General features: G+C 56.0%; 10 protein-coding genes and 2 other RNA genes. 7 read left to right on the forward strand and 5 right to left on the reverse strand.

The features are described 5' to 3' along the window. Nucleotides 1–109: 109 nt before the first annotated feature. Nucleotides 110–1486, forward strand: coding sequence for a YchO/YchP family invasin (locus ABLV07_RS18420; RefSeq protein ID WP_032711419.1), 1377 nt, complete (start codon nucleotides 110–112; stop codon nucleotides 1484–1486). Here ABLV07_RS18420 and narL read toward each other — a convergent pair. Both narL and narX read right to left on the reverse strand, forming a co-directional pair. Then, nucleotides 1483–2133, reverse strand: coding sequence for a two-component system response regulator NarL (narL, locus tag ABLV07_RS18425; protein WP_015705094.1), 651 nt, complete (start codon nucleotides 2131–2133; stop codon nucleotides 1483–1485). The genes ABLV07_RS18420 and narL overlap by 4 nt on opposite strands. Nucleotides 2134–2143: 10 nt before the next feature. Beyond that, a complete protein-coding gene (gene narX / locus ABLV07_RS18430) occupies nucleotides 2144–3922 on the reverse strand; it encodes a nitrate/nitrite two-component system sensor histidine kinase NarX (protein ID WP_015367089.1) in 1779 nt (592 codons plus the stop codon). A gap of 311 nt (nucleotides 3923–4233) precedes the next feature. Here narX and ABLV07_RS18435 point away from each other — a divergent pair, with 311 nt between their 5' ends. From ABLV07_RS18435 to narI, 5 genes are all read left to right on the forward strand, one after another. After that, on the forward strand, nucleotides 4234–5622 hold the full coding sequence (locus tag ABLV07_RS18435; protein ID WP_015705095.1) for a NarK family nitrate/nitrite MFS transporter: 1389 nt from the start codon (nucleotides 4234–4236) through the stop codon (nucleotides 5620–5622). Nucleotides 5623–6008: 386 nt separating this feature from the next. Then, entirely contained in the window at nucleotides 6009–9752 is a 3744-nt protein-coding gene (locus ABLV07_RS18440; protein WP_015367086.1) for a nitrate reductase subunit alpha, read from the forward strand. Then, a complete protein-coding gene (narH, locus tag ABLV07_RS18445; RefSeq protein ID WP_015367085.1) occupies nucleotides 9749–11284 on the forward strand; it encodes a nitrate reductase subunit beta in 1536 nt (511 codons plus the stop codon). The genes ABLV07_RS18440 and narH overlap by 4 nt, the downstream gene beginning before the upstream one ends. After that, on the forward strand, nucleotides 11281–11991 hold the full coding sequence (narJ, locus tag ABLV07_RS18450) for a nitrate reductase molybdenum cofactor assembly chaperone (protein ID WP_015367084.1): 711 nt from the start codon (nucleotides 11281–11283) through the stop codon (nucleotides 11989–11991). Before narH ends, narJ begins: the two co-directional genes overlap by 4 nt. Beyond that, on the forward strand, nucleotides 11991–12668 hold the full coding sequence (gene narI / locus ABLV07_RS18455) for a respiratory nitrate reductase subunit gamma (RefSeq protein ID WP_015367083.1): 678 nt from the start codon (nucleotides 11991–11993) through the stop codon (nucleotides 12666–12668). The genes narJ and narI overlap by 1 nt, the downstream gene beginning before the upstream one ends. On the opposite strand, the gene ABLV07_RS18460 is transcribed toward narI, so the two are convergent. Continuing rightward, on the reverse strand, nucleotides 12665–13561 hold the full coding sequence (locus ABLV07_RS18460) for a DMT family transporter (RefSeq protein ID WP_047041474.1): 897 nt from the start codon (nucleotides 13559–13561) through the stop codon (nucleotides 12665–12667). The genes narI and ABLV07_RS18460 overlap by 4 nt on opposite strands. A gap of 107 nt (nucleotides 13562–13668) precedes the next feature. Between ABLV07_RS18460 and ABLV07_RS18465 the strand changes: the two genes are divergently transcribed. Beyond that, the gene (locus ABLV07_RS18465) at nucleotides 13669–14112 is read left to right on the forward strand and encodes an Lrp/AsnC family transcriptional regulator (protein WP_015367081.1); all 444 of its coding nucleotides are present in this window, start codon (nucleotides 13669–13671) and stop codon (nucleotides 14110–14112) included. Between the two features lie 185 nt (nucleotides 14113–14297). Here ABLV07_RS18465 and ABLV07_RS18470 read toward each other — a convergent pair. Next, a non-coding RNA gene (locus ABLV07_RS18470) (RtT sRNA) lies at nucleotides 14298–14430 on the reverse strand. 43 nt (nucleotides 14431–14473) lie between these two features. Further along, nucleotides 14474–14604, reverse strand: a non-coding RNA gene (locus ABLV07_RS18475) — RtT sRNA.

Genomic DNA, 14604 nt, shown 5'->3' on the forward strand with positions numbered 1-14604 from the left:
ACCGGTTTCAGTTTATTCCTGGAATGGCCCACAGGGCTGCGGGGAAGGGTAAAAAACGATAAACTAACGTGATGTTGTTATTCCCCGTGAGCTTACGTTAATTCGTTTGATGCCTTTGCCGTACCGCTTAACCCCATCACTGACGCTTCTCCTGCTGCTGACAGGCGCTCCCGCCTGGGCGCTGATTGCTAACGATAACAGTATGCCGCCGCAAACGACGCTGCCCGATTTAGGAATAGCGCCGCAGGTCGACGACGATGCCAAACATTTCGCCGAGATGGCCAAGAAATTCGGCGAAGCCAGCATGAGCGATAACGGACTCACCACCGGCGAGCAGGCGCGGATGTTCGCCATCAGCAAAATCGGCAATGAGTTCAGCCATCAACTGGAAAACTGGCTGTCGCCGTGGGGTAATGCCAATATCGACCTGTTGGTGGATAAAGAGGGTAACTTCACCGGCAGCAAGGGTAGCTGGTTTGTGCCGCTGCAGGACAATGAGCGTTACCTCACCTGGAATCAATATTCGGTTACCCGGCGCGAGAACGATCTGGTTGGCAATGTTGGGCTCGGCCAGCGCTGGCGTGTCGGTAGCTGGCTGCTGGGTTATAACTCGTTTTACGACAAAGTGCTCAGCGAGAGCCTGGCGCGCGGCAGCATCGGCGCGGAAGCCTGGGGCGAGTATTTGCGCTTATCGGCCAACTATTACCACCCACTCGGCGACTGGCAGTTACGCGAAAATCAGACCCAGGAGCAGCGGATGGCCGTTGGCTATGACGTAACTGCCCAGGCGCGATTGCCGTTTTATCAGCACATCAATACCAGCGTCAGCGTCGAACAGTACTTCGGCGATAGTGTCGATCTGTTTCATTCCGGTACCGGATACCATAATCCGGTGGCGGTTTCGGTGGGACTGAATTACACCCCGGTACCGTTGGTGACGGTCACCGCTAAACACAAACAGGGTGAAAATGGCGTCAGCCAGAATAATGTCGGCCTGAAGCTGAATTATCGTTTTGGGGTTCCGCTGAAACAGCAACTGGCGGCGGATGAAGTGGCTATCAGCAACTCGCTACGCGGCAGCCGCTACGATAGCCCGGAACGCGATAATCTGCCGGTAGTGGAGTATCGACAGCGTAAGAATCTGACGGTCTATCTGGCGACTCCGCCGTGGGATCTGCACTCCGGCGAAACGGTACAGCTGAAGTTGCAAATTAATAGCCTGCACGGCATTAAATCGCTGCATTGGCAGGGGGACACTCAGGCGCTAAGCCTGACGCCGCCGGTTAATGCCAACAGTGCGGATGGCTGGAGCATCATTATGCCGGTGTGGAACAGCGAGCCGGGCGCGGTGAATCGCTGGCGTCTGTCGGTGGTGGTTGAAGATAAATCGGGTCAGCGCGTCTCTTCCAATGAGATCGCACTGGCGCTGACCGAGCCGCTGGTGACGTTTACGGCTCCCGACGTTTCCTGGACGGAATCGCCTTAGAAGATCCGTTCCTGGTGAACCCAGACGGCGGCTTCAACCCGTGATTTCAGCTTCATTTTCTTCAGCATGTGTTTCACATGCACTTTAACGGTGCTTTCGGTGATATCCAGGCGGCGGGCAATCATTTTGTTCGGCAGGCCCTGGGCAATCAGCTTCAGAATATCACGCTCGCGCGGGGTCAACTGGCTGATGTCGCGGTCGGACGTTGCACGATTAGCGCGCAGGCTGGCGGCCAGTACCGGGGTTAACGCTTCGCTTAATACCATTTCGCCTGCAGCGGCCTGCTGCAGCGCTTTCAGCAGATCTTCTGGTTCCATATCTTTCAGCAGGTAGCCGTCGGCGCCGCGTTTCAGGGCGGTCACTACGTCCTCTTCATGATTGGAGACGCTGAATACCACCACGCGGCCGGAGAGCGATTTTTCCCGCAGCTTGTCGAGCGTTTCGAGGCCGTTCATCCCTGGCATATTAAGGTCCAGTAGAATCAGGTCCGGATCCAGCGATTCCGCCAGTTCGATACCTTGTTCGCCATTACTGGCTTCGCCGATAACCTGAATGTCCGGCGCCATGCTAACCAGTTGCTTTACGCCAGTGCGCAGCATGGGATGATCATCAATGAGAAGGATGGTTGCCCGTTCCTGTTGACTCATAGGGTTCTCCTTATTGGATTGAAAACGATTTTTCCGGGATAAATGTCACCACGACTTCGGTACCGCCGGTCTCCCGGCGGCGCACCTGACAGTCGCCGCGCAAGCTTTGCGCGCGATCCCGCATAATAATTAAACCGTAATGGTTACTTCGCTCCGCGTTTTCCGGTACGCCGCGGCCGTTATCGGCAACGACTAAACGTACCTGATTATCGCGTTGTGACACGGTCACGATGACTTCCGTCGCGTTAGCATGCTTCAACGCATTGCTTAACGCCTCGCGGGCGATCTGCAGCAGGTGAATCGCCTGATGCGACGGGACAAAGCGCGGCGGCAACTGGTAATCCAGTTGTACCGTGAAACCAAAGTGCGCGCTGTACTCCTGACAACTGGCCTCCAGCGCCGGGCGCAGACCCGCCTCGGTAAGCTGCAGGCGGAAGGTGGTTAACAGCTCCCTTAGCTGCGCCCAGGAGGTATTGAGTTCGTTGCGGATCTGCCCCAACAGCAGCCGGCTTTCATCCGGCAGGCTATCGCCCTGCATCTGCAGACAGCTTACCTGCATCTTCATGCACGAGAGCGACTGGGCGATAGAGTCGTGAAGCTCGCGGGCGATGGTGGCACGCTCTTCCATCACGATGAGCTGCTGCTGTTTTTCCTGATGGCGATCCAGCGCCAGGGTGCTGGTCAACTGCTCCACCAGCGTGTCGACCAGTTGCTGTTGGTCGTGGCTCAGGTGGCGGCCAACCGGCAGCGTTGCCAGCAGGATGCCATACTGGTTATGCGCGTCTGATAGTCGCCATTTCAGCGTTGTGCCGCCATCCGGCAGCGGGGGAAGATCGCGCGGACATAGATAGCAGCCTTTATCATCGCATTCGATATCGGAGTGGCAGGCAAACTCCTGATGATTGTCTTCATCCTCGAGGTCATACACCCGCACTTCAATATCTCGTAACAGCGTCAGCCCCTGCAGACCGTTCAGCACCGGTGAGATGCGCTCGCACAGCGGGGCGCTGGAGTGTAACCGACGGTTGGCCTGCCATAAAAAGGCCAGGATCTCGTTTTTCTGCTCGAGGCCGGCGGTCTTTTCCTGTACCCGCCGTTCAAGCACGGCGTAGCTTTCCGCCAGCTCTTCCGACATGTTATTCAACGCCATGCCGAGGGTCGCCATTTCGTTGCGACCGCTGATGTGCGCGCGCTGGGTAAAATCGCGCTGGCTGACCGCCCGCGCCATACCCAGTAACTGTTTCCATGGCCGCAGCAGGCGGGCGCGCAGCCAGATAATGGTAAAGATCAGCAGCAGCGCCATGCCGATGGCGAGGATGCGGTGGATCCAGACCACGCGCTCGATACGCTGTTCGGTGGTGTGGTCGAAAGCGGTAACCAACTGGTCAATACGGTCGACAAAGTCGGCGACATCCTGTGCCACGTCGCTTTGCCTGACGGCCTGTTTCATGCCCGGTCCCAGCGACAACTGCCAATATTGCTGCAGCGCTTTCAGCTGTACTTCCTGGCCGTCACGACGCGCGGAGTATTGCAACTCCGGGCTAAATACGGTAGCGGTCATATCGTTAAACAGCTTTTGATCGTTGGCCGTCAGCGGAATAGCCGCCAGCAGGCGGTAACTCTGCATACGCAACGAGCCTGCCTTGTTAATGGCGTGGGCGCTGCCCTGCACTCCATGCACCAGGCGGGCGGATATCGCCATACCGGCCACGCCAATAATGGTGGCGAGCAGTACGATTAACGCCAACTGATTAACCAATGTGAGCGGCGTAAACAAACGTTTTAACATGGAATGGGTGGCTCCTGATGGGTCATCTCTCCGGGAGTGGCGCTTATTCTCGGCTATCCCCTGGAGTATACCCATACCCCTAAGGGATTACCCCTTAATTGTCGGTGGTAGGTGGCGTGGTGGGAGGGATAACCACGAACCCAGCAGTCGCGTGAAAAACCACACTTTTTTTCTCATAATTATCTACTCACTTCGGAGCATGATTTATTTTTGTACAAAATGGCTCGCGCTTTTCCTTTGATTTATATCAACTTACAGCCTTGAGCAACCCCTAAGGTAGCATCAGGAAATATGAATAATCAGAGGTATCTATGAGTCAATCTTCAATCCCGGAGAAGGCTAGCAGCTCAGTCATCACCGACTGGCGTCCTGAAGATCCTGAGTTTTGGCAACAGCGCGGCCACCGTGTGGCGAGCCGCAATTTATGGATCTCCGTTCCCTGTCTTTTACTGGCGTTCTGCGTCTGGATGTTGTTTAGCGCCGTCGCGGTAAACCTCAATAAAGTGGGTTTTCAGTTCACTACCGATCAGCTGTTTATGTTAACCGCATTGCCAGCGCTTTCCGGCGCGCTGCTGCGCGTACCTTATGCCTTTATGGTCCCGCTGTTCGGCGGCCGCCGCTGGACGGCGTTCAGTACCGGTATCATGATTATTCCGTGCGTTTGGCTTGGCTTTGCGGTACAGGATACTTCCACACCGTTTAGCGTGTTCGTGATTATCTCTCTGCTGTGCGGCTTTGCCGGCGCTAACTTTGCTTCCAGTATGGCGAACATCAGCTTCTTCTTCCCGAAAGAAAAGCAGGGCGGCGCGCTGGGGGTTAACGGCGGTCTGGGTAACATGGGCGTCAGCGTGATGCAGCTGGTTGCGCCGCTGGTAGTCTCGATTTCTATTTTTGCCGTTTTTGGCGGTAGCGGTAGCGAGCAGCCGGATGGCTCAATGCTGTATCTGGAAAACGCCGCGTGGATCTGGGTTCCATTCCTGATCATCTTTACCCTGGCCGCGTGGTTCTTTATGAACGATCTGTCGGCCTCAAAAGCATCGCTGAGCGAACAGTTGCCGGTACTTAAACGCCTGCATCTGTGGATTATGGCGCTGCTGTATCTGGCGACCTTTGGTTCCTTTATCGGTTTCTCCGCCGGGTTTGCGATGCTGTCAAAAACCCAGTTCCCGGACGTGCAGATTCTGCACTACGCCTTCTTCGGTCCGTTTATTGGCGCGCTGGCGCGCTCGATGGGCGGGGCGATTTCCGACCGTCTCGGCGGGACCCGCGTAACGCTGGTGAACTTCGTGGTGATGGCTATTTTCTGCGCGTTACTGTTCCTGACTCTGCCGACAAATGGTCAGGGCGGCAACTTCATCGCCTTCTTCGCGGTATTTATGGTGCTGTTCCTGACCGCCGGGCTGGGCAGCGCCTCTACCTTCCAGATGATTTCCGTGATCTTCCGTAAGCTTACGATGGACCGTGTGAAAGCGCAGGGTGGCAGCGAAGCGCAAGCGATGCGTGAAGCGGCGACGGATACCGCCGCGGCGTTGGGCTTTATTTCGGCGATTGGCGCGATCGGTGGTTTCTTTATTCCGAAAGCGTTCGGTATTTCGCTTGATCTGACCGGCTCGCCGGCCGGGGCAATGAAAGTCTTCCTCGTTTTTTATATTGCCTGCGTAGTAATCACCTGGGCGGTATACGGCCGTAAACAGAAATAAGTCTTTTCTTAATGTGAAGTGACAGGGCGCGCCACAGGGTGCGCCCTTTTTATTATTTGTTGTTAGTTACAACATACTTTTACTTGTGCAAAGCTGTTGAATTCAGGGAAATAACTATCGGTACGTCATCTACCACTTAATACCTAAGCGTGGCATAAATCCCGGTTAACATTCTGTCATATTTAAAATAATCCTTATAAAACAATTGGATATTTAATAAATATCGTTACTACTTTGGTGGTATCTGCGGGTTGGGTGCGGATTTATAAGCTATTTCGCATTGATCGCCATCAATTCTCCTCTTCCGGCATGGCGCTATTTTCGCTGCAAATCCAGCAATGTCGATTTATCAGAGAGCCGTCAGGCTCCATATCAGGAGAAACCCGATGAGTAAATTTCTGGACCGGTTTCGCTACTTCAAACAGAAGGGTGAAACCTTTGCCGATGGGCACGGCCAGCTTCTTAAAACCAACCGGGATTGGGAGGATGGATACCGCCAGCGTTGGCAGCATGACAAAATCGTGCGTTCCACTCACGGTGTGAACTGCACCGGCTCATGCAGCTGGAAAATTTATGTCAAAAATGGCCTGGTCACCTGGGAAACCCAGCAAACTGATTACCCGCGTACCCGCCCCGATCTGCCGAACCATGAACCACGCGGCTGCCCGCGCGGCGCCAGCTACTCCTGGTATCTGTACAGCGCTAACCGCCTGAAATATCCGCTGATGCGTAAGCGTCTGATGAAGATGTGGCGTGAAGCGAAAGTTCAGCATAGCGATCCGGTTGAGGCATGGGCTTCAATTATTGAAGATGCCGATAAAGCGAAAAGCTTTAAACAGGCCCGCGGTCGCGGCGGTTTTGTTCGTTCTTCATGGAAAGAAGTGAACGAACTGATTGCCGCTTCAAACGTCTATACCGTCAAAACTTACGGTCCAGACCGCGTGGCAGGCTTTTCGCCGATCCCGGCGATGTCGATGGTTTCCTATGCGTCCGGCGCCCGTTACCTGTCGCTGATTGGCGGTACCTGTCTGAGCTTCTACGACTGGTACTGCGACCTGCCGCCAGCCTCGCCGATGACCTGGGGCGAACAGACCGATGTGCCGGAATCTGCCGACTGGTATAACTCCAGCTACATCATCGCCTGGGGCTCCAACGTCCCGCAGACCCGTACCCCGGACGCGCATTTCTTTACCGAAGTTCGCTACAAAGGGACCAAAACCGTGGCGATTACTCCGGACTATGCCGAAATCGCCAAGCTCTGCGATCTGTGGCTGGCGCCGAAGCAGGGTACCGATGCCGCGATGGCGCTGGCGATGGGCCACGTCATGCTGCGTGAGTTCCACCTCGATAAACCGAGCCAGTACTTCACCGATTACGTACGTCGCTACACCGACATGCCGATGCTGGTCATGCTCGAAGAGCGCGACGGCTACTATGCCGCTGGCCGTATGCTGCGCGCTGCCGACCTGGTTGACTCCCTGGGCCAGGAGCAGAATCCGGAATGGAAAACCGTCGCCTTTGACGAGAAGGGCGAAATGACCGTACCTAACGGTTCTCTGGGTTTCCGCTGGGGCGACAAAGGCAAGTGGAACCTCGAACAGCGCGATGGTAAAACCGGCGAAGAAATTGAGCTGCGCCTGAGCCTGCTTGGCAGCCATGATGATATCGCCAACGTCGGTTTCCCATACTTTGGCGGCGAAGGTTCCGAGCATTTCAACAAAGTCGACCTCGAAAACATTCTGCTGCACAAACTGCCGGTAAAACGCCTGCAGATGGCCGATGGTTCCACCGCGCTGGTGACTACCGTTTATGACCTGACCATGGCGAACTACGGCCTGGAACGCGGTCTGAACGATGAAAACTGCGCGACCAGCTACGATGACGTCAAGGCGTACACTCCGGCCTGGGCAGAAAAAATCACCGGCGTATCCCGCGCGCACATCATCCGTACCGCGCGCGAATTTGCCGATAACGCCGATAAGACCCATGGCCGCTCGATGATTATCGTCGGTGCGGGCCTGAACCACTGGTTCCATCTGGACATGAACTACCGCGGGCTGATCAACATGCTGATCTTCTGCGGCTGCGTTGGCCAGAGCGGCGGCGGTTGGGCGCACTACGTTGGTCAGGAAAAACTGCGTCCGCAGACCGGCTGGCAGCCGCTGGCGTTCGGCCTTGACTGGCAGCGTCCGGCACGCCACATGAACAGTACATCGTACTTCTATAACCACTCCAGCCAGTGGCGCTATGAAACCGTCACCGCGCAGGAACTGCTGTCGCCGATGGCGGATAAATCCCGCTACAGCGGACATCTGATCGACTTCAACGTGCGCGCTGAGCGTATGGGCTGGCTGCCGTCGGCGCCGCAGCTGGGCGTGAACCCGCTGCGTATTGCTGACGAAGCGAAGAAAGCCGGCATGACGCCGGTCGATTACACCGTGAAATCGCTGAAAGAGGGGTCTATTCGCTTTGCGGCCGAGCAGCCGGAGAACGGTAAAAACCATCCCCGTAACCTGTTTATCTGGCGTTCCAACCTGCTGGGCTCCTCCGGTAAAGGCCATGAATATATGCTCAAGTACCTGCTGGGTACCGAGAACGGTATTCAGGGCAAAGACCTTGGCAAGCAGGGCGGCGTGAAGCCGGAAGAAGTCGAATGGCGGGATAACGGTCTCGACGGCAAACTGGATCTGGTCGTCACGCTCGACTTCCGTCTGTCGAGCACCTGTCTGTACTCCGACATCGTACTGCCGACCGCAACCTGGTACGAAAAAGACGATATGAATACCTCGGATATGCATCCGTTTATTCACCCGCTGTCTGCCGCCGTTGACCCGGCCTGGGAATCCAAAAGCGACTGGGACATCTATAAAGGTATCGCTAAGAAATTCTCTGAAGTCTGCGTAGGCCACCTCGGCAAAGAAACCGACGTCGTGACGCTGCCGATTCAGCACGATTCCGCCGCGGAAATGGCGCAGCCGTTTGACGTTAAAGACTGGAAAAAAGGCGAATGTGACCTGATCCCAGGTAAAACCGCGCCGCATATTATTCCGGTCGAGCGTGATTATCCGGCGACCTACGAGCGTTTCACCTCTATCGGCCCGCTGCTGGAAACCATCGGCAACGGCGGTAAAGGTATCGCCTGGAATACCCAGAGCGAGATGGACCTGCTGCGTAAGCTCAACTACACCAAGGCGGAAGGCCCGGCGAAAGGCCAGCCGAAGCTGGAGACCGCTATTGACGCCGCTGAGATGATCCTCACTCTCGCGCCGGAAACTAACGGTCAGGTAGCTGTGAAGGCGTGGAAAGCGCTGAGCGAATTTACCGGCCGCGACCATGCGCATCTGGCGCTGAACAAAGAAGACGAGAAGATCCGCTTCCGCGATATTCAGGCGCAGCCGCGTAAGATCATCTCCAGCCCGACCTGGTCTGGCCTGGAAGACGAACATGTCTCCTATAACGCTGGCTACACCAACGTCCACGAGCTGATACCGTGGCGTACGCTGTCCGGCCGTCAGTCGCTGTATCAGGATCACCAGTGGATGCGCGACTTTGGCGAAAGCCTGCTGGTCTATCGTCCGCCGATTGACACCCGTTCGGTGAAAGCGGTGATGGGCGAGAAGTCCAACGGCAATAAGGAGAAGGCGCTGAACTTCCTGACGCCGCACCAGAAGTGGGGGATTCACTCTACTTATAGCGATAACCTGCTGATGCTGACTCTGTCGCGCGGCGGGCCGATCGTCTGGATGAGCGAAGCGGATGCGAAAGATCTGGGTATCGAGGATAACGACTGGATCGAAGTCTTCAACGCCAACGGCGCCCTGACGGCGCGTGCGGTAGTGAGCCAGCGCGTACCGGCAGGAATGACCATGATGTACCACGCGCAGGAACGTATCGTTAACCTGCCGGGTTCTGAAGTTACCGGTCAGCGCGGGGGGATCCACAACTCGGTTACCCGTATTACGCCAAAACCGACCCATATGATCGGCGGCTACGGCCACCTGGCGTACGGCTTTAACTACTATGGCACCGTCGGTTCCAACCGCGATGAGTTTGTTGTGGTACGTAAGATGAAGAACATTAACTGGTTAGACGGCGAAGGTAATGACCAGGTACAGGAGAGCGTAAAATGAAAATTCGTTCACAAGTCGGCATGGTGCTGAATCTCGATAAATGCATCGGCTGCCACACCTGCTCCGTAACCTGCAAAAACGTCTGGACCAGTCGTGAAGGGATGGAGTACGCCTGGTTTAACAACGTAGAAAGTAAGCCGGGCGTCGGTTTCCCGAACGACTGGGAAAACCAGGAAAAATGGAAAGGCGGCTGGATCCGTAAAATCAACGGTAAACTGCAGCCGCGCATGGGCAACCGCGCGATGCTGCTGGGTAAAATCTTCGCCAACCCGCATCTGCCGGGAATCGATGATTACTACGAGCCGTTTGATTTTGACTACCAGAATCTGCATAACGCGCCGGAAAGCAAACATCAGCCGATCGCTCGTCCGCGTTCGCTGATTACCGGCCAGCGGATGGACAAAATTACCAGCGGCCCGAACTGGGAAGAGATCCTCGGCGGCGAGTTTGAAAAACGCGCCAAAGACCAGAACTTCGAAAACATGCAGAAGGCGATGTACGGCCAGTTCGAAAACACCTTCATGATGTATCTGCCGCGCTTATGCGAGCACTGCCTGAACCCGGCGTGCGTCGCGACCTGCCCGAGCGGTGCCATCTATAAGCGTGAAGAAGACGGTATTGTCCTGATCGACCAGGATAAGTGCCGCGGCTGGCGTATGTGCATCACCGGCTGCCCGTACAAGAAGATCTATTTCAACTGGAAGAGCGGGAAATCCGAGAAATGCATCTTCTGCTACCCGCGTATTGAATCCGGGATGCCGACGGTGTGTTCCGAAACCTGTGTGGGACGTATTCGCTATCTCGGTGTCCTGCTCTACGACGCGGACGCGATTGAAAACGCAGCCAGCACCGAGAATGAGAAAGATCTGTATCAGCGTCAACTGGACGTCTTCCTCGATCCTAACGATCCAAAAGTGATTGAACAGGCGTTAAAAGATGGCGTACCGCAGGGCGTAATTGAAGCCGCGCAGCAGTCGCCGGTTTACAAAATGGCGATGGACTGGAAGCTGGCGCTGCCGCTGCACCCGGAATATCGCACCTTGCCAATGGTCTGGTACGTGCCGCCGCTGTCGCCGATTCAGTCCGCCGCCGATGCGGGCGAACTGGGTAGCAACGGGATCCTGCCGGATGTAGAAAGCCTGCGTATTCCAGTCCAGTATCTGGCGAACCTGCTGACCGCGGGCGATACCCAGCCGGTACTGCTGGCGCTGAAACGTATGCTGGCGATGCGCCACTTCAAACGTGCGGAAACCGTCGACGGCGTCGTCGATACCCGCGCGCTGGAAGAGGTTGGGCTGAGCGAAGCGCAGGCGCAGGAGATGTACCGTTATCTGGCCATCGCCAACTACGAAGATCGTTTCGTGGTGCCGAGCAGCCATCGCGAACAGGCCCGCGATGCTTTCCCGGAGAAGAGCGGTTGCGGCTTTACCTTCGGCGATGGTTGCCACGGTTCTGACAGCGAATTCAACCTGTTTAACAGCCGTCGCATTGACGCCATTGACGTTACCAGCAAAACGGAGCCGCACGCATGATTGAACTCGTGATTGTGTCGCGTCTGCTCGAATACCCTGACGCTGCCTTATGGCAGCATCAGCAGGAGATGTTCGAGGCTCTCGCGTCATCGGAAAAACTCGCCAAAGAAGATGCCCAGGCGCTGGGCGTTTTCCTGCGCGATTTAGTGGCTCAGGATCCGCTGGACGCCCAATCGGCGTATAGCGAGCTGTTTGACCGCGGCCGCGCCACCTCGCTGCTGCTGTTTGAACATGTTCACGGCGAGTCCCGCGATCGCGGGCAGGCGATGGTCGACCTGATGGCGCAGTACGAGCGCCACGGTCTGCTGCTGGATAGCCATGAGCTGCCGGATCACCTGCCGCTGTACCTTGAGTATCTGGCGCAGTTGCCGGAAGAGGAAGCGCTTGGCGGCCTGCGGGACGTTGCGCCAATCCTTGGCCTGCTCAGCGCGCGTCTGCAACAGCGCGAGAGCCGCTATGCGGTGTTGTTCGAGCTGCTGTTGAAGCTTGCCAATACTCAGGTCGATAGCCAGAAAGTGGCGGAGAAGATTGCCGACGAGGCCCGCGACGATACACCGCAGGCGCTGGATGCCGTCTGGGAAGAAGAGCAGGTCAAATTCTTTGCCGACCAGGGCTGCGGCGAGTCGGACATCTCCGCTCACCAGCGCCGTTTTGCCGGAGCCGTGGCCCCGCAATATTTGAATATCTCTAACGGAGGACAGCACTAATGCACTTCCTGAATATGTTCTTCTTTGACATCTATCCGTACATTGCGGGTTCAGTGTTCCTTATTGGCAGCTGGCTGCGCTACGACTACGGCCAGTACACCTGGCGCGCCGCCTCCAGTCAGATGCTGGATCGTAAAGGGATGAACCTGGCGTCAAACCTGTTCCATATCGGGATCCTGGGTATTTTTGCCGGTCACTTCCTCGGCATGCTGACCCCGCACTGGATGTATGAGTCCTTCCTGCCGATCGACGTGAAGCAGAAAATGGCGATGTTTGCCGGCGGGGCGTGCGGCGTGATGACGTTGGTCGGCGGTTTACTGCTGCTCAAGCGCCGTCTGCTGAGCCCGCGCGTTCGTGCTACCACCACCACAGCGGATATCCTGATCCTCTCGTTGCTGATGGTGCAATGCGCGCTGGGTCTGCTGACCATTCCATTCTCCGCCCAGCATATGGACGGTAGCGAAATGATGAAACTGGTCGGCTGGGCGCAGTCGGTGGTGACCTTCCACGGCGGAGCTTCGCAGCATCTCGATGGCGTAGCTTTTGTCTTCCGAGTTCACCTGGTGCTGGGGATGACGCTGTTCCTGCTGTTCCCGTTCTCGCGCCTGGTTCACATCTGGAGCGCGCCGGTCGAGTACCTGACGCGCAAATACCAGATTGTGCGCGCGCGTCGCTAGTTCATTCGCGACGGCTGACTTACCCCGCCATGGCGGGGTTTTTTTTCGCCCCAGCCAAGGTTGTTGCCCGCCGCAGCAAACAAAATCAGCACCCCTCCAGCCAACTGCAGCGGCGTGAGCGCATGATGGAAAACCAGATAGTCAACCACGATAGCCATCAGCGGATAGATAAACGAGAGCGAACCAGTGACCGGCGTCGGCAGCTTTTGAATTGCACTATATAAAAGTTGATACATAATCCCGGTATGGACGATGCCGAGGATCAGCAAATAGCGCCAGGGAAAATGGCCGTTAAACTCGGGGGCATGAACCAGCGGCAAAAGCATTACCGTACCGACGATAACCTGAATAAAAGCGATATGCTGCGCCGGTAGCGGCTGCAGCTTGCGGGCGATAATGGCGGTCAGGGCATAAAAAAACGCCGCGCATAACGCCAGTGCAATGCCAGTAACGAGATTGTCTCCGTGGGTGGGAGTTAGTTCGCTCGATAGCAGAATCACCACGCCGCCGAAGGCCAGCAGTAACCATCCCCATTTTACCGCGCTTACCCTTTCACCTAGTATCATGCTCAGTAATACCAGCATAAAGGGCTGGGTGTTGTAGACCACGGTGGCCATCCCGATAGAAACGCGTGAGTAGGCGGCAAACAGCAGCAGCCAGTTGATCACCAGCGCGACGCCGCCAAGGACTGCCAGCGCCAGAGTGAGGCGCGTCAGGCGGCTGAAGGGTTGCCGGCTTAACAAAATAAACAGCAATAATGTGACCGCGCCGATAAGACAGCGCCAGAAAACCACGTCGATTACCGGCAACCCTGAGAGCAGCACGAATGCGCCAATCGAGCCGGAAATGATCATCGCCAGGCTCATCTGCCAGACACCACGAGAAAGCTGCATATTTCACCTCCAGAAGTTTTCCATTATTGTCGTGAAAAGCCTGACAGCTTGATATATCTGAAATAAGGTAAAAACAGATGAATGCCTTTATTAATTAGGTGAAATAAATGGAATACGTAATTGATGAAATAGACCGGGCTATTCTGACCTGCCTGACACAAGATGCCAGAGTTTCGCTCAAGGTATTGAGCGCGCAGGTGGGATTGACCTCGCCGAGTACCGCCGAGCGGGTAAAACGCCTTGAGGAAAAAGGGGTTATTGAGGGTTATGGCGCGCGGGTGAATCTGGCGGCGCTGGGATATAGTCTGCAGGCATTAGTACGAGTGAGACCGCTACCGGGATTGCTGCAAAAAGTGGATAAATATATCCAGGCTATGCCGGAGTGTATTGAAAGTGACAAGGTCACCGGAGAGGATTGTTTTGTTATGCGTCTTGTGGTCCGTGATATTGCGCAGCTGGATACGATACTGGATGGTCTCGCAGAGTATGCGCAGTGCAATACGTCGGTGGTGAAGAGTTCACCGGTAAAAAGACGATTGCCCCCGCTGTGAGTTTTCCCGGAGGCGGTGCTGCGCACCTGTCCGGGCTACCAAACGGCACCACCTGTAGCCTCGCTAAGCGAAGCGCGAGCGAGGAGATAGCAGTGCAAGTGGCTGAGAGAGTGCGAGAGTGTGTAGCCTCGCTAAGCGAAGCGCGAGCGAGGAGATAGCAGTGCAGGTGGCTAAAGAGAATGCAACAGTAGTGGGGGAAGGATTACTCGGCGCTAAAGCGCCTCGCCCTTCGGGCCGTTGCCTGCGGCAACGTTCTCTCACTGACGCTCGAGTCGAACCTTAGTCGAAGCTTCTCATCCTTCCCCGTAGGGCAGAACATAGAATATCGCAGGTAGATTAAGCTGAACATGACATGAGGAGATGGTGGTGGGGGAAGGATTACTCGGCGCTAAAGCGCCTCGCCCTTCGGGCCGTTGCCTGCGGCAACGTTCTCTCGCTGACGCTCGAGTCGAACCTTAGTCGAAGCTTCTCATCCTTCCCCGTAGGGCAGAA

The organism is Klebsiella sp. CN_Kp097 (assembly GCF_040064495.1).
Taxonomy (GTDB): domain Bacteria; phylum Pseudomonadota; class Gammaproteobacteria; order Enterobacterales; family Enterobacteriaceae; genus Klebsiella; species Klebsiella aerogenes.